Source organism: Dermabacter sp. p3-SID358 (genome assembly GCF_025147465.1).
GTDB lineage: Bacteria > Actinomycetota > Actinomycetes > Actinomycetales > Dermabacteraceae > Dermabacter.
This window is the reverse complement of the sequence record NZ_JALXOZ010000008.1, coordinates 20,447-37,993: the sequence shown is the minus strand read 5'-3', so window position 1 is coordinate 37,993 and position 17,547 is coordinate 20,447. Positions and strand designations below refer to the sequence as shown.

Annotated in this window: 16 protein-coding genes; 13 read left to right on the top strand and 3 right to left on the bottom strand. The window is 63.3% G+C overall.

Annotated elements, in window-relative coordinates; translation table 11 throughout:
• The first annotated feature begins 6 nt into the window (after positions 1-6).
• Both M3B90_RS05115 and M3B90_RS05110 read left to right on the top strand, forming a co-directional pair.
• On the top strand, positions 7-882 hold the full coding sequence (locus M3B90_RS05115; protein ID WP_259888946.1) for a glycosyltransferase family 2 protein: 876 nt from the start codon (positions 7-9) through the stop codon (positions 880-882).
• Entirely contained in the window at positions 869-2,188 is a 1,320-nt protein-coding gene (locus tag M3B90_RS05110) for a hypothetical protein (protein WP_259888945.1), read from the top strand. Before M3B90_RS05115 ends, M3B90_RS05110 begins: the two co-directional genes overlap by 14 nt.
• Here the strand turns inward: M3B90_RS05110 and M3B90_RS05105 are convergent.
• Positions 2,149-3,222, bottom strand: a complete 1,074-nt coding sequence (locus tag M3B90_RS05105) for a glycosyltransferase family 2 protein (protein WP_259888944.1) — start codon at positions 3,220-3,222, stop codon at positions 2,149-2,151. The genes M3B90_RS05110 and M3B90_RS05105 overlap by 40 nt on opposite strands.
• A 23-nt stretch (positions 3,223-3,245) precedes the next feature.
• Here M3B90_RS05105 and M3B90_RS05100 point away from each other — a divergent pair, with 23 nt between their 5' ends.
• Positions 3,246-4,559, top strand: a complete 1,314-nt coding sequence (locus M3B90_RS05100) for a M18 family aminopeptidase (protein WP_259888943.1) — start codon at positions 3,246-3,248, stop codon at positions 4,557-4,559.
• 36 nt (positions 4,560-4,595) lie between these two features.
• Positions 4,596-6,695 carry an acyltransferase family protein gene (locus tag M3B90_RS05095; RefSeq protein WP_259888942.1) on the top strand — a complete coding sequence of 700 codons (2,100 nt, stop codon included), beginning with the start codon at positions 4,596-4,598 and terminating at the stop codon, positions 6,693-6,695.
• Here the strand turns inward: M3B90_RS05095 and M3B90_RS05090 are convergent, their stop codons facing one another.
• Both M3B90_RS05090 and M3B90_RS05085 read right to left on the bottom strand, forming a co-directional pair.
• Complete coding sequence (locus tag M3B90_RS05090; RefSeq protein WP_259888941.1) at positions 6,696-7,016, bottom strand: hypothetical protein; 321 nt, start codon at positions 7,014-7,016, stop codon at positions 6,696-6,698.
• Entirely contained in the window at positions 7,009-8,442 is a 1,434-nt protein-coding gene (locus tag M3B90_RS05085) for a glutamyl-tRNA reductase (protein ID WP_259888940.1), read from the bottom strand. Before M3B90_RS05085 ends, M3B90_RS05090 begins: the two co-directional genes overlap by 8 nt.
• Before the next feature lie 58 nt (positions 8,443-8,500).
• On the opposite strand from M3B90_RS05085, the gene hemE reads away from it, so the two are divergent.
• Genes hemE through M3B90_RS05040 form a run of 9 tightly spaced genes read left to right on the top strand, consistent with a single transcriptional unit; the run spans position 8,501 to position 17,412 of the window.
• On the top strand, positions 8,501-9,580 hold the full coding sequence (gene hemE / locus M3B90_RS05080) for a uroporphyrinogen decarboxylase (protein WP_259888939.1): 1,080 nt from the start codon (positions 8,501-8,503) through the stop codon (positions 9,578-9,580).
• Between the two features lie 11 nt (positions 9,581-9,591).
• Positions 9,592-11,031: a protoporphyrinogen oxidase gene (gene hemG, locus M3B90_RS05075; protein ID WP_259888938.1), complete on the top strand. Its 1,440-nt coding sequence runs from the start codon at positions 9,592-9,594 to the stop codon at positions 11,029-11,031.
• Between the two features lie 33 nt (positions 11,032-11,064).
• Complete coding sequence (hemQ, locus tag M3B90_RS05070) at positions 11,065-11,760, top strand: hydrogen peroxide-dependent heme synthase (RefSeq protein WP_259888937.1); 696 nt, start codon at positions 11,065-11,067, stop codon at positions 11,758-11,760.
• Positions 11,757-12,857: a ferrochelatase gene (locus M3B90_RS05065; protein WP_259888936.1), complete on the top strand. Its 1,101-nt coding sequence runs from the start codon at positions 11,757-11,759 to the stop codon at positions 12,855-12,857. Before hemQ ends, M3B90_RS05065 begins: the two co-directional genes overlap by 4 nt.
• Complete coding sequence (hemC, locus tag M3B90_RS05060) at positions 12,854-13,798, top strand: hydroxymethylbilane synthase (RefSeq protein ID WP_259888935.1); 945 nt, start codon at positions 12,854-12,856, stop codon at positions 13,796-13,798. Before M3B90_RS05065 ends, hemC begins: the two co-directional genes overlap by 4 nt.
• Positions 13,795-14,547, top strand: coding sequence for a uroporphyrinogen-III synthase (locus M3B90_RS05055; RefSeq protein ID WP_259888934.1), 753 nt, complete (start codon positions 13,795-13,797; stop codon positions 14,545-14,547). Before hemC ends, M3B90_RS05055 begins: the two co-directional genes overlap by 4 nt.
• 3 nt (positions 14,548-14,550) lie before the next feature.
• Complete coding sequence (gene hemB / locus M3B90_RS05050; protein WP_259888933.1) at positions 14,551-15,561, top strand: porphobilinogen synthase; 1,011 nt, start codon at positions 14,551-14,553, stop codon at positions 15,559-15,561.
• A gap of 23 nt (positions 15,562-15,584) precedes the next feature.
• Complete coding sequence (hemL, locus tag M3B90_RS05045; protein WP_259888932.1) at positions 15,585-16,871, top strand: glutamate-1-semialdehyde 2,1-aminomutase; 1,287 nt, start codon at positions 15,585-15,587, stop codon at positions 16,869-16,871.
• 4 nt (positions 16,872-16,875) lie between these two features.
• A complete protein-coding gene (locus M3B90_RS05040; protein ID WP_259888931.1) occupies positions 16,876-17,412 on the top strand; it encodes a hypothetical protein in 537 nt (178 codons plus the stop codon).
• Positions 17,413-17,547 lie beyond the last annotated feature (135 nt).

The window sequence follows — 17,547 nt, the reverse complement described above, 5'->3', positions numbered from 1 at the left end:
ATCACCGTGACTGTTGATATTTTGTTCCCCTTCTATGGCGATGTTGATTTCATGAAGCAGGCCGTACATTCCGTCATCCGGCAAACCAACCCGGACTGGCGACTCATCGTTGTCGACGACGGTTACCCTGACGATTCAATCCCCGGTTGGTTCGAGTCCCTTGGCGATTCGCGCATCACCTATATGCGTAATGAAAAGAACCTGGGCGCCAATGGCAACTACACGAAAGCCCTGGGGTTCGTAGAAAACGACCTTGTCACCGTCATGGGGGCAGACGACATCATGCTCCCGAACTACATCGATTGGTTCGTGGACGCTGCCGCCAAGAACCCTGAGGCGCAGATTTTCCAGCCGGGTTGCGTTGTGATCGACGAGAACAACGCTCTTTCCAACACCCTGGTGGAAAAAGTCAAAGAGCACTACCGCCCTTCAAAAACCACTCTCCTACGCGGCGAGGAGCTCGCAGTCTCCATTATCCGCGGTGATTGGCTGTACTTCCCCTCGCTCGGATGGCGTGCCGACACTATCGTCGGGATCGGCTTCCGCGAAGGTTTGAACGTGGTTCAGGACGTAGCTCTCGTGCTTGATGTCGCCACGAGCGGCGGCGCGCTTTACTACGACCAAACAGTTGCCTTCATGTATCGCCGCCACCGCGGATCCGATTCGTCGTGGCGTGCCCTGGAAGGCACCCGTTTCGACGAGGAGCGGCGCTTCTTCTACCAGATTTCTCAAGAAATGAACGCTCGCGGCTGGAACCGCGCCGCCCTCATTTCACGCGCCCACGTATCGTCACGGCTGCACGCTCTAGCGCTACTCCCCAAGGCCGCTATGGCGAAAAAATGGCAGGGAGTAAAGAACCTCGCAACGCATGTCGTCAAGTAACGCACGAACCGTCACCAAGCTCGAGTCTGCCGCGATCCTGGCAGCTTCGGCTTGTGCCGCTCTCTCAGCGTTACTTGCCACGTGGTTCGCCAACCGCTACCTGCCGCCGGCGGAAGTCACAGAGTTTCTTCTTTTCTGGTCTGTACTGTTTGGCATTTTCGGAATCATCGCCGGAATTCAACAGGAGGTCACTCGCGCCGTAGGCGCGGTGCACATTCGCGGTCAGGCAGAAGGCGCCCCCGTCGTGCTCGCAGCGGGAACAGTTGGCGGTGCGTGCGCGATACTAACCGCGTTGACATCGCCTCTGTGGGGGCCCTCTACCCTCCCCTCGCACACGTTCGCCTCGGTTGCGCTTCTCTGCGGTGGTGTCGGGCTCTACGCCTTTCATGCCGCGGTGAGCGGAGCTTCCGCGGGAGCCGGGAAATGGATGCTCTTTTCCGTTTGCGGCGGAGGGGAGGCTCTGTGGCGCCTGGCGGCGATGGCCGTTGTTTCCGTAGGCGCGGCTTCGCTGCTTGGACTCGAAGCAGCGGCCGTCTCACCCGTCCTCTTTTGGATTGTTCTTACCATCATCAGCCCAAAAGCTCGTGGTTTACTTCGTGGTCGAGCCGATGTTCCCTACGGGAGGTTGATGCGCAATGTGGGGCTCGCGATGGGCTCTTCTACCGCATCCGCGGTACTAGTCACGGGCTTTCCTGTTCTTCTCAACGCAAGTCAAAACGCCCCGGTTGGCTCAGAAACCTTCCTTGTGATGGGCGCGTTAATACTTGCCGTCTCGATCTGCCGTTCTCCGATCATGATTCCATTGCAGGCCTTCCAGGGCGTTGCCATCGCCTCATTTCTTCGGCAACGGCACAGGCCACTGGCAGCATTCGCCCGACCAGCGGGCGCGCTCTTGGGCGTCGGAGCTGTGGGAGCTATCGCTGCGTATGTCCTTGGCCCTTGGCTATTCTTGCTGATCTATCCGCCAAAACCGGGAGCCGAAGGCGCGTATGCTTCTGTGGCACGTGGCCTGGTGCTCGGAGCTTTGACGTTTGGGTCCGCAATCATGGCGCTCCTTGTCCTTTCGGGCACGGCAGTACTTGCCCTCGACCTCCATAGAACGTACCTGGCAGGGTGGGCCATCGCGGCGGTGACGACCACGGCTCTTCTATTTGCTGTACCCATCGACATCATTGGGCGAGTGATGGTGGCCCTCTATTGTGGCCCTGCAGCAGGAGTCCTCGTCCATCTCGCGGTCATGAAGCGGTCGGTTAATCGCTCCCGGCATCAAGACGGTAGGTCGCTCGAGCGAAATGCCATGCCGTAACGACGTTTAATGTAAAACCCGTAAAGGGAACGGTACAAGGAAGGCGATACCTTCAGAAGAAGCCCCGCTGCTCCGAAGATCGGACGCACCTTGAAGCACGTCAACGCGTCTCGGAGCGAAATACGGTTGCGGATCTGCGAAAGCGCTTCCTTTGATGCCTGCGAATCCACAACCAACGCTTGCTGAGCGTTGTTGAGGTAAGTAAGGACCTTCGAGACGGTTAAAGCTGAATGCACCGTGGAATCTTCCGGGCGAGCTTTAGTCGCCTCCGCCATAAGGGCGACAAGGGCGTCGCTTTCCCTCACCGGCGTGACTCGACCCCACGTGAGGCCACCGGCATCAACCGTGTACCGGTAGAGCGCTTCAGACGTGACGACAATATCGTGGGCACCCATCAGCGCATTCAAGACGAAAAGTGCGTCTTCCGCACGGTGAATCTCTTCGGCAAACCTCGCATCACGCACGGTGTCCCTCAGAAAAATTTTGTCCCACAGGTAAGGGGTGAAGGAGTCGTGCAATAGCGCGATGACGGCATCGCGGCCGTCCATTTCTCCTTGTGCGGCGCGTTCTCGAACGCGTTCGGTTCCTTCCGTTGAGATCAGCTTGTGGGCACACACTGCTATCTCTGATGAGGACTGATGTGCTGCGGTGTGAAGCGCTTCAAGAAACCGTGGTTCATAGGCATCATCGGAGTCCAAGAATGCAAGCCATTCACCGCGGGCCTTCTCGAGTCCAGTGTTGCGCGCAGCTGAAACGCCCCTATTCTCGTCAAAGGCAAAGACCCTGACTCTCGGGTCTGGATTGGCCTCGAGGTACTGCTCAATCACGTCTTTAGCGTGGTCCGGTGACGCATCTATGATCACCACGAGCTCCCAGTCAGGGTCCGTTTGTGCCTGTACTGACTTAATTGCGCGCACGACACTCGCTGCAGTGTTGTACACCGGCATGATGATCGACGTGCGTGGTTTTTGCTGATTCATGACGCCTCCTACCGCTGACAACAACTCGCCCCAACTATAGTGGGCCGGAAGCATGGATCGTTGCGAGGAGAGCTATCGTGAATCAAACAGCTGTCAAGGATGCGCGCGCTTTTGCCGAGGACCTGGGGGAATTCGTGAAGTCCTCCCCCAGCTCTTTTCATACCGTCGAGACCGTGCGAACGCACCTAAAGAACAATGGCTACGTTGACCTGTGTGAGGCTTCCGCGTGGACCGATATCGCTCCCGGAGGGCGTTATGTTGTCTGCCGTGATGGCTCTATTGTCGCTTTCGCGCTTCCCGTCGACGCTTCGGGAACAACCCCGCTTCGCGTCTTTGGTGCTCACACTGACTCTCCTGCATTGAAACTCAAGCCCAAGAGCTCGATCACCTCGCATGGCTTTAACCAGGTCGGTGTCGAAGTCTACGGCGGCGCGCTTTTCAATTCCTTCCTCGACCGTGACCTCAAACTTGCCGGGCGGCTCGTACTCAAGAGCGGCGAGGAACTCTTGGTCGAAACCGGCCCATATTTAAGGGTTCCCCAGCTTGCCGTTCATCTCGACCGCGGCGTGAACCGGGACGGCCTCAAGCTCGACCCCCAAAAGCATCTTCAACCCATCACGGGTCTCGGTGAAAACGGTGAGCACGACGTGCTCGCCGACCTCGCTCAGATCGCGGGTGTCAATGCAGAAGACATCGCCGGCTACGACATCGTGACGGTCGACGCGCAAGCTCCTCAGCTGATCGGTTCTCGCAAGGAGTTTCTCGCAAGCGCCCGCCTCGATAATCTCCTCTCGACTTTCGCAGGGATGCGTGCGATGGCGGAACACGAATGCGCAGCAGACGGGCCAATCGCACTTTTCGTTGCGAACGATCACGAGGAGGTTGGTTCTGCGAGCCGCTCAGGTGCCGCCGGCCCGTTCCTTGAGGACGTCCTCGCGCGCCTGTACGCCGCTCTTGGCGCAAGTGATGAGGAGAGGCGACGCGCGTTCAGTCGCTCCATTGTGGTCTCCTCTGACGTCGGACACTCTATCCACCCGAATTACGTGGAGCGCCACGACCCTGCCAACCACCCCGTTGCGGGGAAGGGTCCCATTCTCAAGATCAACGCCGATCAACGCTACGCGACCGACGCCCATGGCGCAGCCTTTTGGGCTCGTGCTTGCGCACTCGCACGCGTGGAGTACCAGGAGTTTGTGTCGAATAATGCGATGCCGTGTGGCTCCACGATCGGCCCGATCACCGCGACGCGCCTTGGTATGACTACGGTCGATGTGGGTGTTCCGATCCTCTCAATGCACTCGTGTCGCGAGCTCACGGCGGTCTCTGACCCGTATGATCTTTATCGAGCCGCGTGCGCTGTTTTTTCGCCAGAGATTTCAGCCAATATCTAGTTCCGAGCGACCTACCGCCCCTATCGAATCGGTTTTATGTCTTCATCTGCAGCATCTGCTCCCACTCATCGTGCGGAGCCCCCGAAGGAAAAGCGTGTCTTTCGCACTGACGTCCACGGGTTGAGGGGCCTCGCCGTTTTCCTCGTCGTGGTCTACCACGTGTTCGTTGGGCGCGTTTCGGGCGGCGTTGACGTTTTCCTGTTCATCTCCGCGTACTTCCTCACCGGAACGTTCGTGCGACGCATGGAGACCGGCAAGCCAATTGCGGCCGTGGGGTATTGGGGGCGAACGTTCAAGCGCCTGCTTCCACCTACGGTCGTCGTGACGTTCGCGATTTTGGCCGCGACCTACCTTTTCCTCCCCGCAAGCACATACGTGCCGATGCTCAAGGATGCGTTCTTCACCCTTATTCAGGGCGAAAACTGGTGGCTCATCAATCAGGCCACCGACTACTACGCTGCCGATCGCACCGTGGCGAGCCCATTTCAGCACTTCTGGTCGCTCTCAATTCAGGGCCAGGTGTTTCTCGCCTGGCCTCTGCTCTTTGCACTCCTTGCTCTGGGGCTAAAGGCGTTCGAGCGCCGCTTCCCGCCTAAGAACCAGCACCAGCACAACATTCGCGTGTGGTCAACGAGCGGTATCGCGATCGGCGCCGTCACTCTCGCGAGTTTCATCTGGTCGGTTGTGGAGACCGCCCAAGACCAGCAGACCGCGTACTTCGATACGTTCGCTCGATTCTGGGAGTTCGGTCTTGGCGGGCTCGTCGCGATCGCCCTTCCGCTTATCGCCGAGCGCACCGATACGCTTCATCCCAATAGTCCGAAGGGGCGCCCGTGGCGTTTCGCCCTGTCGATGGTTGGTGTTCTCGCGCTCGTATCGATGGGCATGCTCGTGGATGTCGCCGGGAAGTTCCCCGGCTGGCTCGCCATTTGGCCTCTAGGTGCTGCAGCCTTCGTCATGATCATGGGCTACAACCCAATCCTTAGCTCGAAGCCGCTCCAGAAGCTTGGCGGCATTTCCTACGGTCTCTATCTCGCCCACTGGCCACTACTCGTCCTTACGCTCCAGGTTCTCGAAATCCCCAAAGCGTCATTCTGGCTCGGCGTGGTCCTCGTGATCGCAAGCCTCGGCCTTGCGTGGCTTATTACCAAGTTTGTGGACACTCCGTTCCGCCGATGGAAGTGGGCCGGCGCGAAGACCCACCGTTCCGTCGGTGTGGCAGTTGCGACGGTGGTGATCGGATTGATTCCCGTCGTGGGGGCTCAAGCGCTGATCGCCGCGCATCAGGCAAAGCTTGAGAAGCTCGCGGTGATCAACAACCCAGGTGCGCGCACAATCGCGGACCCGAAGCTGTATGACCCAACGAATGACCCAAACGTCACGACTCTTCCCACCGAGGCGGACCTACCCGACGACTGGTTCGATGCCGGTCCCGAATGTGAGGAAGCCGGAGCTCCTGACACCACGAACTGGAAAAAAGCTTCCTGCAGGACTTCGCGAAAGGGCCCCATCACTGGCAAGAACATGCTCGTTGTGATCGGAAGCTCACGCATGGAGCAAACAGGGGCCTCAATACTGCCAACAGCGCAGAAACATCACTGGGACGTCATGGAGCTCACAGTGCCAGGTTGTGCGGTGGGCATGAACAAACACGATTTCTGCGAACCTTTCACCTCAGAAGCAACGCAATACCTCCTCGAACTTCAGCCTTCGGCAATCGCGCTTCAAACCACCTTCGTCGACGAAAACGGACACGAGGTCGTAAACGAGGGAGCTCTCAAGCTTGCAGAGAAGTTCTCGAATAAGGGCATCCGTATCATCGCGACTCGCGATATCCCCCGTCTCAAGACAAGCCCAAGCGGATGCGCGATTGAACATAAAGATGATCCATCTGTGGACTGCGTAGAAGAGATTAGTCCAGAAATCATCGCTGAACGCCCGGATAGGGCAACCATTTCAGCGGCTGGTTACCACGCTCTCGATCTCAACCGTTACATCTGTCCCGAGGCCCGGTGCGAACCAATCATTGGCAATATGTACGTCTTCCTCGACGCGAATCACATCACTGCATCGTACTCGAAGTCTATGGCTGAAATTGTTGATCAGCAGCTAGGGGACGAAGGTTTCCGCTGGTGATCAGGCGACCCGCTCGATTGCGTCCCTTGACGCGTCCGCGCGCTCGACGATCGTGGCGTCGCCGGTGGCGTCTCGAACGCGGCGGGCGTCTTTCGTGAGCTCATCGATCTGGTAGAGGGCGCTGTCGAGAAGACCCTCGACCGCGCACAGCAAGGCAAGGTCGATCCGCGCATGGATCGCCTTGGGCGTGTCATCACCTTCAACAAGCAGCGTGGGAAGATGCGCGAAGGCACTCGCGCTCGAGGCCGGGGCCTCATCACTCAGGAGCGCACGAAGGCGCGCTTCGGCGCTTTCGCCGATCTCGACGCGGTCATCAAACATGGTTTCCTCCCTGTTTCTCGGCCTCTGCACCCTCCTGGGCCTCGCCCTCGCGAGCTGCTTCCAGTTCGCGTCGCATCTGTTCCATTTTTGCGACGCTCATGGGCGGCCTCTCGAGCCCGTCACGTCCGGGGCCTTCGGGGTCCGACGCTTGCCCGGCCCCATCGACGCTCAACGTTCCCGTAACGTCCACCCCAAAGATCGTATGGACCGCTCCGAGGAACTGATCGGCCTGCCCGGTTTTCGCGAGTTCTTGCGCGCGCACCATCGGCGAATGCAAGAGCTTGTTGTACACGCGCCCCAGGGAGCGCTGCACCTGTTCGGCGGCAGCATCGCCCGCAGAGCGCCGAACCTCCTCCACCTCGACAACGATCATGTCCTTCACGCTGCGGCGCAGCGCGCTCACGGCCGGATCGACGGCGCGGATCTGCTGACGCTCCTCAAAGCGCACAACCCCCGTATCAATGAGCTCTCGCGCGCGCTCGACTTCGCCGCGGGCACTCTCACCAGCGCGGATCGACTCAAGCACCAGCACTCGCACACCCGGAAGCGCCGCCGCTGCCGGGTCAACATCGGCATGGAGGGCAAGGTCGAGGATCACGAGTTCTTCGCTCGTTGCACGAGCCTCGAGGGCACGTTCAAGCGTCACCGAATCGATCACGTGGGTGCCACCGCCGGAGGCCGCAATCACCACGGTTGCGCGCGAAAGGGCCGCCTCGAGCTCCTCGGGCGCGACGGGGGTGGCGCCGTGCGAATCGGCAAACTGACGAGCGCGACCGCTCGGGGAGTACACGCGCAAGGTTCCGACGCCTCTTCGGTGAAGCTCGGCGCTCGCGACACGCGCGAGTGCACCCGTGCCAATGAGGAGCGCCTCACGCCCCTCGAGCTCGGTCGTGAACAGGTGCGCGGAGTCGAGCGCGACCGCGACGGAGCTTCGGCCCGCAGCCCCCACCTTCGTTTTCGACGAGACCTGCTTCGCGGTGCGCAACGCGCCCTGGAAGAGGTCGTTGAGAAGGGTCGTGGTGTGCCCCGAGGCGAGGGCGCTCGAGAAGGTCATGCGCACCTGTCCGGTGATCTCGGCCTCGCCGAGCACCTGAGAGTTCATACCCGACGCCACTTCGTACATATGACGTGCGGAAATGCTGCCCGCATCGACGAGGAGCATGCGCGCGACCTCTTCCGGAGGAAGACCGCTCGTGTCGGTCACGGCGCGCGTGACGAGGTCGATCGCGTCGTGGAAACGGTCAACATCGGCGTAAACCTCAAGGCGGTTGCACGTCGCGAGGCACACCCAGCCGGTGAGCGGCTGCTCGGGGTGGGCCTCATTGAGCGCGGCAAGGCGCGCATCGAGGTTCTCGGAGCCGCGGGTGATGCGTTCGAGTCCTTCGAGCCCAAGGTTGTCGTGTGTGGCGCGCAGCGCAATAAGCATGCAGCAAGCCTACGGCGCGGGGACTTCTTTCTCATCGAGATCGGGCACAATAGAGGCGATGACCACGCCACATTCTGAACTGCCACCAGTCTCCCTTCCCGCGCGCGAGAGCGCCCTCGTGAAGCGGCTCGCAGGCCGTGGTGCGGAGGTCGCTTCCGAGTCGCCGAGCGTGTGGTTCATGCGCCAGGCCGGGCGCTCGCTTCCCGAATATCGAGAGGTACGCGAAGGCACGAGCATGCTCGAAAGCTGCCTCCTGCCCGAGCTCGTCACGGAAATTACTCTCCAGCCCGTGCGAAGGCACAAGGTCGATGCAGGCATCTTCTTCTCCGACATCATGGTGCCGCTCAAAATCGCGGGAATTGACGTGAGCATCGAGCCCGGCATCGGCCCCGTGCTCGCCCACCCGATCCGTTCGAAAGCCGACATCGACGCACTCCCCCCGGTCGATGACGTGTACCGCGCCGCCCTCGAGCCCATCCGCGAGGCCGTGCGCCTCACGACCCGCGAGCTCGGCGCGACGCCCCTCATCGGTTTTTGCGGAGCCCCCTTCACGGTCGCGAGCTACATGGTCGAGGGCCGCCCGAGCCGCGATCACCTCCGCGCGCGCGCCCTCATGACCGCCGAGCCTGAACTGTGGGCACGCCTCGCACAGTGGGTCGCCGATATCTCCGGTGAGTTCCTTCGCGCCCAGGTTGAGGCGGGTGCGAGCGCCGTGCAGCTCTTCGACTCGTGGGCGGGTTCCCTCGCCGAAGCGACCTACCGCGCGCACGTCCTTCCGTTCTCGCGAGCCGCGCTCGACCACGTGCGTGACCTCGATGTTCCCCGCATCCACTTCGGCGTGGGCACGGGCCACATGCTCAGCGCCATCCACGAGGCGGGCGCAACAACCGTCGGACTCGATCACCGCACCCCCATCCCCACCGCGGTTGAAGCCCTGCCCGCCGGCACTGCCGTTCAGGGCAACCTCGACCCCGCCCTCCTTTTCTCCTCGGAAGAAGCCCGTTTCGCCGAGGCCGCGCGCATCGTGCGTGAGGGCCGCGCGGCAGTCGGGCACGTCGTCAACCTCGGCCACGGGGTTCCACCGGACACGGACCCGCAGGTCCTCACCGATCTCGTGGCGTTCATCCACGAACAGTAGGAGCACTCGTCATGCGCACGATTGACACCGTCGTGATCGGCGGAGGGGTATCCGGTCTGATCTACGCCCGCGAGCGCGCCCTCAAGGGCGAGCAGGTACTCGTTGTCGAAGCGAAAGACAACGTGGGGGGAGCGGTCTGGTCGCACACTCTCGAAGGAATCGAAACCAACACCGGGGCGGAAGCGTTCGCGATCGGTCGCGGCGCCATGCTCGGTCTCGTCAACGATCTCGGCCTCGGGGATCGCGTGGTCGCACCCGCGACCGGCTCGAGCTTCATCGTGGGCGACGATCGCGCGTACGCCTCGCCGCGCAACGCCGTGTTCGGCATGCCCGCGAAGCCCCTCGCGAAGGATGTGCGCGAGGCACTCGGGTTCTGGGGAGCGCTGCGCGCCTGGCGCGAACGCCTCGTCCCGGCGAAGCGCGCCACGGGCGATGACGTCACCGTCGCCGAGTTCGTGCGGGCGCGCTACGGAAAAGCCGTGCTGGAGAGGCTCGTCACCCCGATCATTCGGGGCGTGCACTCGGCTGATCCGGAGAAGCTCGAGCTTCGCGCCGTCATGCCCCGCCTCGCGAGGCGCGTGCAAGAACTCGGAAACGCCCACAAGGCCATCGACGAAATCCTCGACCAACGCGGGGTGCGCTCAAGCTCGGGCTCCGCCGTCCATTCGCTCGAACCGTCGATGGCGGAGCTACCCAAAGCTCTCGCGCGTGATATCGAAGCGCACGGCGGGCATATCTTCACCCACACGCCCGTCACCGGGCTGCGTGCCTCGAGCGAGGAGCGCGCGTGGATCGTCACTGCTGCAACGCAAGCGACGGCCGTCACGCGCGAGTTCAAGGCGCGCAGCCTCGTAATCGCGACCGGCCCCGAGGTTGCTCGGCACCTTTTGAGCGCCTCGGCCCCCGCCATTGCGGACCTCATTCCCGTCGCTCCCGCAACGCCCGTGCGGCTCGCGACCCTCGTGCTCGACAACCCGGAGCTGAACGCGAAGCCGCGCGGCAACGGCGTGCTCGTTGACCCCGCCTCGACCGCGATCCGCGCGAAGGCCATGACCCACGCGAGCGCGAAATGGGAACACATCCACCGTGCTGCGGAGGCCTCGAAACCAGGGCGGAACGTCGTGCGGCTCTCCTACAACCCAGATGCCGACGGCTCCCTGCCCGATACCGAACGGTTCCCCGAGCTCGCGATCCACGATGCGGCCGCGATTTTTGGCCTGCAGGCGTCGGACCTCTCCGTTGCTGACTGGGCCCTCACCGACTGGACCGGCACCATGCGCCAATCCGGTCCCGGCCACACGGCCGCCCTCGAGGCCCTCGCGGAGGCTCTCGAAACACAGACCCGGGGGGCCGACGCTGCCCTCCCCCACCTCGAGCTCACGGGCGCCTGGCGCGCAGGCAACGGGCTCGAAGCCATCACCCGCTTCACGCGCGAGATTGCCTCGCGCTAAATCACGCAGAACCACGAAAGAAAGGACCCTCCCATGAGCGAGGAAGTCAAGGAAGAAATCCGTTTCACCGCCTATTCCGTGTACCGCAAAATCGGCGGTCTGAACGACGAAGGCATCGTCACGCCCGAGCAGGTGCTTGAGGATCTCGAGCGCACTGTCGCCTCCCTCGCGGGGGCGGATGTCGAGGTACTCGGCTTCTACGATGTTTCCGGCTTCCGCGCCGAGGCCGACTTCATGGTGTGGCTCGCGTGCGAGCGCCCCGAGGCACTCCAGGAGGCCCTGCGTCTCTTCGAAAACTCGATTGCCGGAACCTACCTGGAAAAAGAGTGGCAGGCCATGGGCGTGTACCGCGGCCACGAGTTCTCCCGCAGCCACAAGCCTGCCTTCATGGAGGCCGATAAAGAGCGCAAGGACTGGATCACCGTGTACCCGTTCGTGCGCAGCTACGACTGGTACCTTCTCGACGAAGCCGAGCGCCGAGAGATGATGAAAGAGCACGGTATCTACGGGCGCGAATACCCGAATGTGTGGGGCAACACGACTGCCGCTTTCGCCCTCGGCGACTACGAGTGGCTCTTGAGCTTCGAAGCCGACACCCTTCCCGAGCTCGTGGACATGATGCGCCACCTCCGGTACACGAAGGCGCGCCTGCACGTGCGCGAGGAGCTTCCCTTCCACACGGGCCACCGCATCGGCGAGCTCAACGAGGTCGTGGAGGTGCTCCTGTGACCCACACGGCCATCCTGTTCTCTTCGTTTGGCGGTCCCGAGAAACAAGAGGACGTGATCCCTTTCCTGCGCAACGTCACACGCGGCCGCGGGATCCCCGATGAGCGCCTCGAGGAGGTCGCCACTCACTACCGCGCGCTCGGGGGCAAGAGCCCCATCAACGAGCAAAACCGCGACCTCATCGCACGGCTCGAGGCCGAGCTGAAGCGTCGCGAGCTCGACATTCCCGTGTACTGGGGCAACCGCAACTGGGAGCCGTACGTTGCCGATACCGTGCGCCAGATGCACGAGGACGGCCACACGAAGGTCGTGGGCCTCGTGACAAGCGCGTACTCGAGCTACTCGAGCTGCCACCAGTACCACGAGGATTTCCGCAAGGCCCTTTCCGAAACGGGCCTCGAGGGCACGGTCGAGATCGACAAGGCACGCGTGTACTACAACCACCCCGGCTTCCTCGAGCCCGTGGTCGATGCCGTGAGTGCCGCGATCAGGGAGCACCGCGAAGGCGGTCACGATCCGAGCGCGATCGAGATCCTCTTCTCGACGCACTCGATCCCCACGTCGATGGCGGATGTGTCGGGCCCGAAGAGCACGTGGGAGAAGGGCTCGGGCGGCTGGTACGTCGCCCAGCACGAGGCAGCGATCGAGTACGTGATGAACCGCGTGCGCGAGGAACTCGGAGCCGAGAACACACCGGAGAATGCCCAGCTCGTGTACCAATCCCGCTCGGGTGCGCCGCACGTGCCGTGGCTCGAACCCGACATCAACGACGTGATCGACGAGCTCGAAGACCGCAGTGCCGTGATCGTCGTGCCGATCGGCTTCGTGACCGACCACGTCGAGGTCGTATGGGATCTCGACACGGAGGCGAAGGAATCCGCCGAAAAGAAGGGACTCGCCTTCATCCGCGTAGCCACGTCCGGAAGCGACGACCGGTTCATCGGTGCGCTCGCCGACCTCGTTGAGGAGGCCGTGACACCCGGTTTCGAGCGCCGCGCCGTGATCGATGTTCCGGGCGCGCTCGAGAACGAAGGCGCCGCGGGTGCGTGCGGCCTCGAGTGCTGCCTCGTGCGCACCCCGGAGGGTACGTTCGCATGATGCGGCTCGGCACACGCGCCTCGACGCTCGCGCGCACGCAGTCCGCATGGGTGGCCCGCCAGCTCGTCCCGGGCGGCGAGGGCGATTCCGACGGTTTCCAGCTCGTCAACGTGTCCACACACGGAGATCGTGACCGCACGAGCTCGCTCACGCGGATCGGCGGCACGGGCGTATTCGTGTCCGCGGTGCGCGAGGCGCTCCTCGCCGGTGAGGTCGACGTGGTCGTCCACTCGCTCAAGGATCTGCCCACGCTTCCCGCAGACGGCATTCGCCTCGCGGCGATCCCCGTGCGCGAGAATCCAGCCGATGCGCTCGTGACCCGCGAGGGCGTGAGCGACCTCGCGTCGATTCCACGCGGTGGCCGCGTGGGGACCGGCAGCCCGAGGCGTGCGGCACAGGTGCTCCTTGCACGGCCGGACCTCGAGGTGGTCCCGATCCGCGGCAATATCGAGACGCGCATGGCCTACGCCGAGAGCGGGGAGCTTGATGCGGTTGTTCTCGCCGCCGCCGGGCTCCTCCGGCTCGGATTCGAGGCACGCATCGCCGAGAGTTTCGATCCGTGGCAGTTCCTTCCCGCGCCTGCCCAGGGCGCTCTCGCTGTCGAGGTCCGCGAGAATCTCGATCCGGAAAGCGACCTCTCGCGGACACTGTCCGCGCTTGATCACGCACCGACCCGCTTCGCGGTGACGGCCGAACGCGCGCTTCTCCGTGCACTCGAGGCGGGATGCTCGGCGCCAGTCGCAGCATTTGGCGAGGTCAGTGCCGATAATCGACTCATTCTCAAGGCCGGGGTATACGGTCGAGACACCACGATTGTTCGCGAAATCCGCACCGAGGAAACGGTGACGGTCGCCTCTGCCGAGGCCGCGGGCAGGGCACTCGCGGAGGACATGCTCGCTTCCGGTGCCCGCGATCTACTTGCTGAGGAGTGGTTAGCATGACAGCACCCGTTCTCGTGACGCGCCCCGCCGGCCGCGGAAGCGGCCTCGTCGCGGAGCTTGAAGCCCGCGGCTTCGAGGCCGTCCACTCACCGTTCACGGAGTTCACGTTCGAAACCGACGCGGACCTGCGCGACGCGATGAGCGACCTCGCGCACGGGGAGTTCGATTGGCTGCTCCTCACCTCTGCCACGACCGTCAAAGCACTTCGAGCGCTGCCCGAATGGTCGGAGCTTCCCGCGGTCCAGGAATTCAAAGCAGCCGCGGTCGGCGAAGCAACGGCGGCGGCCGCTCGCGAGGCTGGCCTCGAGGTCGAGACGATCGCCCAGGGAAGCGCTGCCTCACTCATCGACGTCTTTCCCGTGAATCAGCAGGGAGGAGACGGGCTCGCCCAGCGCATCTTCTACCCCGTGAGCTCTGCTGCCGCGCCGCAGCTCGAGCTCGCCCTGCGCATGGCCGGCTACGAGGTCCAGCGCGAGACCGCGTACCGACCAAAGACGATCCCGCAGCCGAGTGAGGTCGTCGATAACCTCGCCGCGGGCGGCTTCAGCGCCGTCGTCGCGACGAGCCCCATGATCGTACGCGCACTCTCGAGACTCGCGATCCACGAGAGCACGAAACTCGTCGTCATCGGCAAGCCGAGCGAGGAAGCCGCGATCAGCGTCAATCTCCCAGTTGCCGCGGTCGCGAAGGACCCGAGCGACCGTGCGCTCGCCGAAGCCGTTGCCGAGGTCCTTGGAAAGGAAAGCTGAGCCATGAGCATCAACGCTCCCCTCCACCGCCCACGCCGACTCCGCTCGAGCGACATGATGCGCCGCCTCAACCGCGAGGTGACCCTCCGCAGCGCTGACTTCATCCTCCCCGCCTTCGTGCGTGAGGGCACGAGCGAACCGCGAGAGATCACCTCGATGCCCGGCGTGATGCAGCATTCGCTCGACTCGCTCGTCGAGGCCGCTCGCGAAGCGGCCGAACTCGGGCTCGGCGGCATCATGCTGTTTGGCGTCCCCGAAAAGAAAGATGCCGTCGGATCCGGAGCAACCGACCCGAACGGCATCCTCAACGTTGCTATCGCGCGCTTACGCGAAGAGGTTGGCGATGCTCTCCTCGTCATGGCGGATCTGTGCCTCGATGAGTTCACGGACCACGGTCACTGCGGCGTTCTCGACGAGCGCGGCGGTGTGGACAACGATGCAACGCTCGAGATCTATCGCGAGATGGCGCTCGCCCAGGCCCGCGCGGGGGCGCACGTCGTCGCCCCCTCCGGCATGATGGACGGCCAAATCGCCGCGATTCGCGACGCGCTCGACTTAGAGGGCTTCACGGACATCGCGATCTACGCCTACACCGCGAAGTACGCTTCGGCGTTCTATGGCCCGTTCCGCGAGGCCGTTGATTCCTCGCTCTCGGGCGACCGCAAGACCTACCAACAGGACCCGGCGAATGGCCGCGAGGCGCTGCGCGAGCTCGAGCTCGACCTCGCCGAGGGCGCCGACATGATCATGGTCAAACCCGGCCTTCCGTACCTCGACGTGCTCGCCGAGGTTGCGGCCGCGAGCCCCGTGCCCGTAGGCACCTACCAGGTTTCGGGAGAGTACGCGATGATCGAGGCCGCGTGCCACAACGGCTGGCTCGACCGCGAACGCGCCGTGCTCGAGTCGCTCCTCGCGTTCAAGCGCGCGGGAGCCGCGCACGTGCTCACGTACTACGCGCCCTACGCGGCGAAGCTCCTCGCCGATCTGCCCGCCCACCTTCGCGAATTCGCCTGATCCCCACGCCTCAGGAGGTTTCCATGGCCACGAATGCCGAACTCTTCGCCCGCGCCCAGCACTCGATTCCGGGAGGGGTGAACTCGCCCGTGCGCGCCTTCGGGAGCGTCGGCGGCACTCCCCCGTACCTCGTGAGCGGAAAGGGCGCGCTCCTCACGGACTCGGAGGGCACCGAATACGTGGACCTCGTGGGTTCGTGGGGCCCGATGATCCTCGGCCACGCCGATCCGCGTGTTGTTGAGGCCGTCACCGATGCCGCTACCCACTCGCTCAGTTTCGGCGCCCCGCACGAGGGTGAGATTCGTCTTGCCGAACTCGTCATCAACCGCATCCCCGCGGTGGAAAAGATCCGCATGGTCAACTCGGGCACCGAGGCCACCATGAGTGCGCTTCGCCTTGCGCGTGGCTTTACGGGGCGCGATCTCATCGTGAAGTTCGCGGGCTGCTACCACGGCCACGTCGATTCACTCCTCGCGGAGGCCGGCTCTGGGGTTGCCACGTTTTCACTTCCCGGCTCAGCGGGAGTGACGGATCCGACGGCCGCCGAAACACTCGTGCTCCCCTACGGCGACCGCGAGGCCGTTCGCAAGGCCTTTGCCGAGCACGGCGAGAACATTGCCGCGATCATCACCGAGGGTGCGCCGTGCAACATGGGCGTCATCAATCCGGGCGACTTCAACGCGTTCCTCCTCTCCGAAGCGCATGCTGCTGGCGCGCTCCTCATCGTCGACGAGGTTCTCACGGGGTTCCGCGCGAGCGGGACGGGCGCCTATGGTCTCGATGGTGTCACGCCGGATCTCGTGACGTTCGGCAAGGTCATCGGTGGCGGGATGCCCGTCGGCGCGTTCGGCGGACGCGCCGACATCATGGAGCGCCTCTCGCCGCTCGGCCCCGTGTATCAGGCGGGCACGCTTTCGGGTAACCCCCTCGCGACCGCCGCGGGCATCGCAACTCTGAGCCAGCTCGACGACGCGCTCTACACGCAGCTGAATGACGCGACGTCGACCCTCACCGCGGCGTTCGACGAGGCACTGAGCGCCGAAGGCGTCCCCCACTCGATCAACCGCTTCGGCACGCTCTTCTCGGTGTTCTTCACCGAGGAAAAGGTGCGCTGCTACGAAGACGCGAAAGGGCAGGATACCGACGCATTCGCGCGCTTCTTCCATTCGATGCTTTCCCAGGGCATCTACCTGCCGCCAAGCGCTTTCGAGGCGTATTTCGTTTCGAAGGCCCACACGCCCGATATCCTGGAACGCATCGTCACCGCATTGCCCACCGCGGCAAAAGCCGCGGCTTCACCGAAGGGATGACTTCATGAGCGAGACGCAGGACTGGAACGCCCAAGGCTACGGCGCCGAAGCGTTTGCGGCTTTCCCGCCGAACCTCGACACCGAAGCCCAAGGCGCAGCCTTCCTCGCACGTCTCGGCCTGTTCGGCGCCCTCGCCGGCGTGCTCGCGGGCCTCGCGACCTCGCAGATCACGTGGTGGCTTTCGCTCGGCCTCTTCATCGCGTGGGTCATCGGTGTGATCGCCGCCGGTTGCATCGCTGGCCTTGCAGCGAAGAAGCACCGCTCGGGAGTGGGGTACCCCGCCGACGGAGAGGCGTGGCTTCGCACATTCGCCCGCGCGTTCATGATCGTGGGCATCGTTCTCGGCGTGGCAACCGTCGGAATCACCATCGCACTCACCTTCGCTTTGCAACCCGACGCCAACGCTGCAGCGGCCGAGGCCAAACCGCTCGCGAACTTTACGCCCGCGATCCTCCTCAGCATCGTGTCGATCCTCGCCGTCGCGGCGATGCGGTGGGTCGCCTCGACGCGTACAACCTGGCTGCTCTACGGTGCCAGATAGTAGCCCGAGTCACTTCTGAGCAACTGTTTCATTACAGCTTTATTACGATTGTTGCCCAAAGGACTGCCGGGCCTCACACAACGGCTCTAATACCCTAAGCTGAGGGGGCTTCATCTTCTCTCACGCGAGGTTCCT

Coding starts and splice junctions, on each gene's coding strand:
- hemL (WP_259888932.1), top strand. CDS start 15,585: ATGGCCACGAATGCCGAACTCTTCGCCCGCGCCCAGCACTCGATTCCG.
- hemG (WP_259888938.1), top strand. CDS start 9,592: ATGCGCACGATTGACACCGTCGTGATCGGCGGAGGGGTATCCGGTCTG.
- M3B90_RS05090 (WP_259888941.1), bottom strand. CDS start 7,016: ATGTTTGATGACCGCGTCGAGATCGGCGAAAGCGCCGAAGCGCGCCTT.
- M3B90_RS05040 (WP_259888931.1), top strand. CDS start 16,876: ATGAGCGAGACGCAGGACTGGAACGCCCAAGGCTACGGCGCCGAAGCG.
- M3B90_RS05085 (WP_259888940.1), bottom strand. CDS start 8,442: ATGCTTATTGCGCTGCGCGCCACACACGACAACCTTGGGCTCGAAGGA.
- M3B90_RS05105 (WP_259888944.1), bottom strand. CDS start 3,222: ATGCTTCCGGCCCACTATAGTTGGGGCGAGTTGTTGTCAGCGGTAGGA.
- hemB (WP_259888933.1), top strand. CDS start 14,551: ATGAGCATCAACGCTCCCCTCCACCGCCCACGCCGACTCCGCTCGAGC.
- M3B90_RS05110 (WP_259888945.1), top strand. CDS start 869: ATGTCGTCAAGTAACGCACGAACCGTCACCAAGCTCGAGTCTGCCGCG.
- M3B90_RS05095 (WP_259888942.1), top strand. CDS start 4,596: ATGTCTTCATCTGCAGCATCTGCTCCCACTCATCGTGCGGAGCCCCCG.
- hemQ (WP_259888937.1), top strand. CDS start 11,065: ATGAGCGAGGAAGTCAAGGAAGAAATCCGTTTCACCGCCTATTCCGTG.
- hemE (WP_259888939.1), top strand. CDS start 8,501: ATGACCACGCCACATTCTGAACTGCCACCAGTCTCCCTTCCCGCGCGC.
- M3B90_RS05055 (WP_259888934.1), top strand. CDS start 13,795: ATGACAGCACCCGTTCTCGTGACGCGCCCCGCCGGCCGCGGAAGCGGC.
- hemC (WP_259888935.1), top strand. CDS start 12,854: ATGATGCGGCTCGGCACACGCGCCTCGACGCTCGCGCGCACGCAGTCC.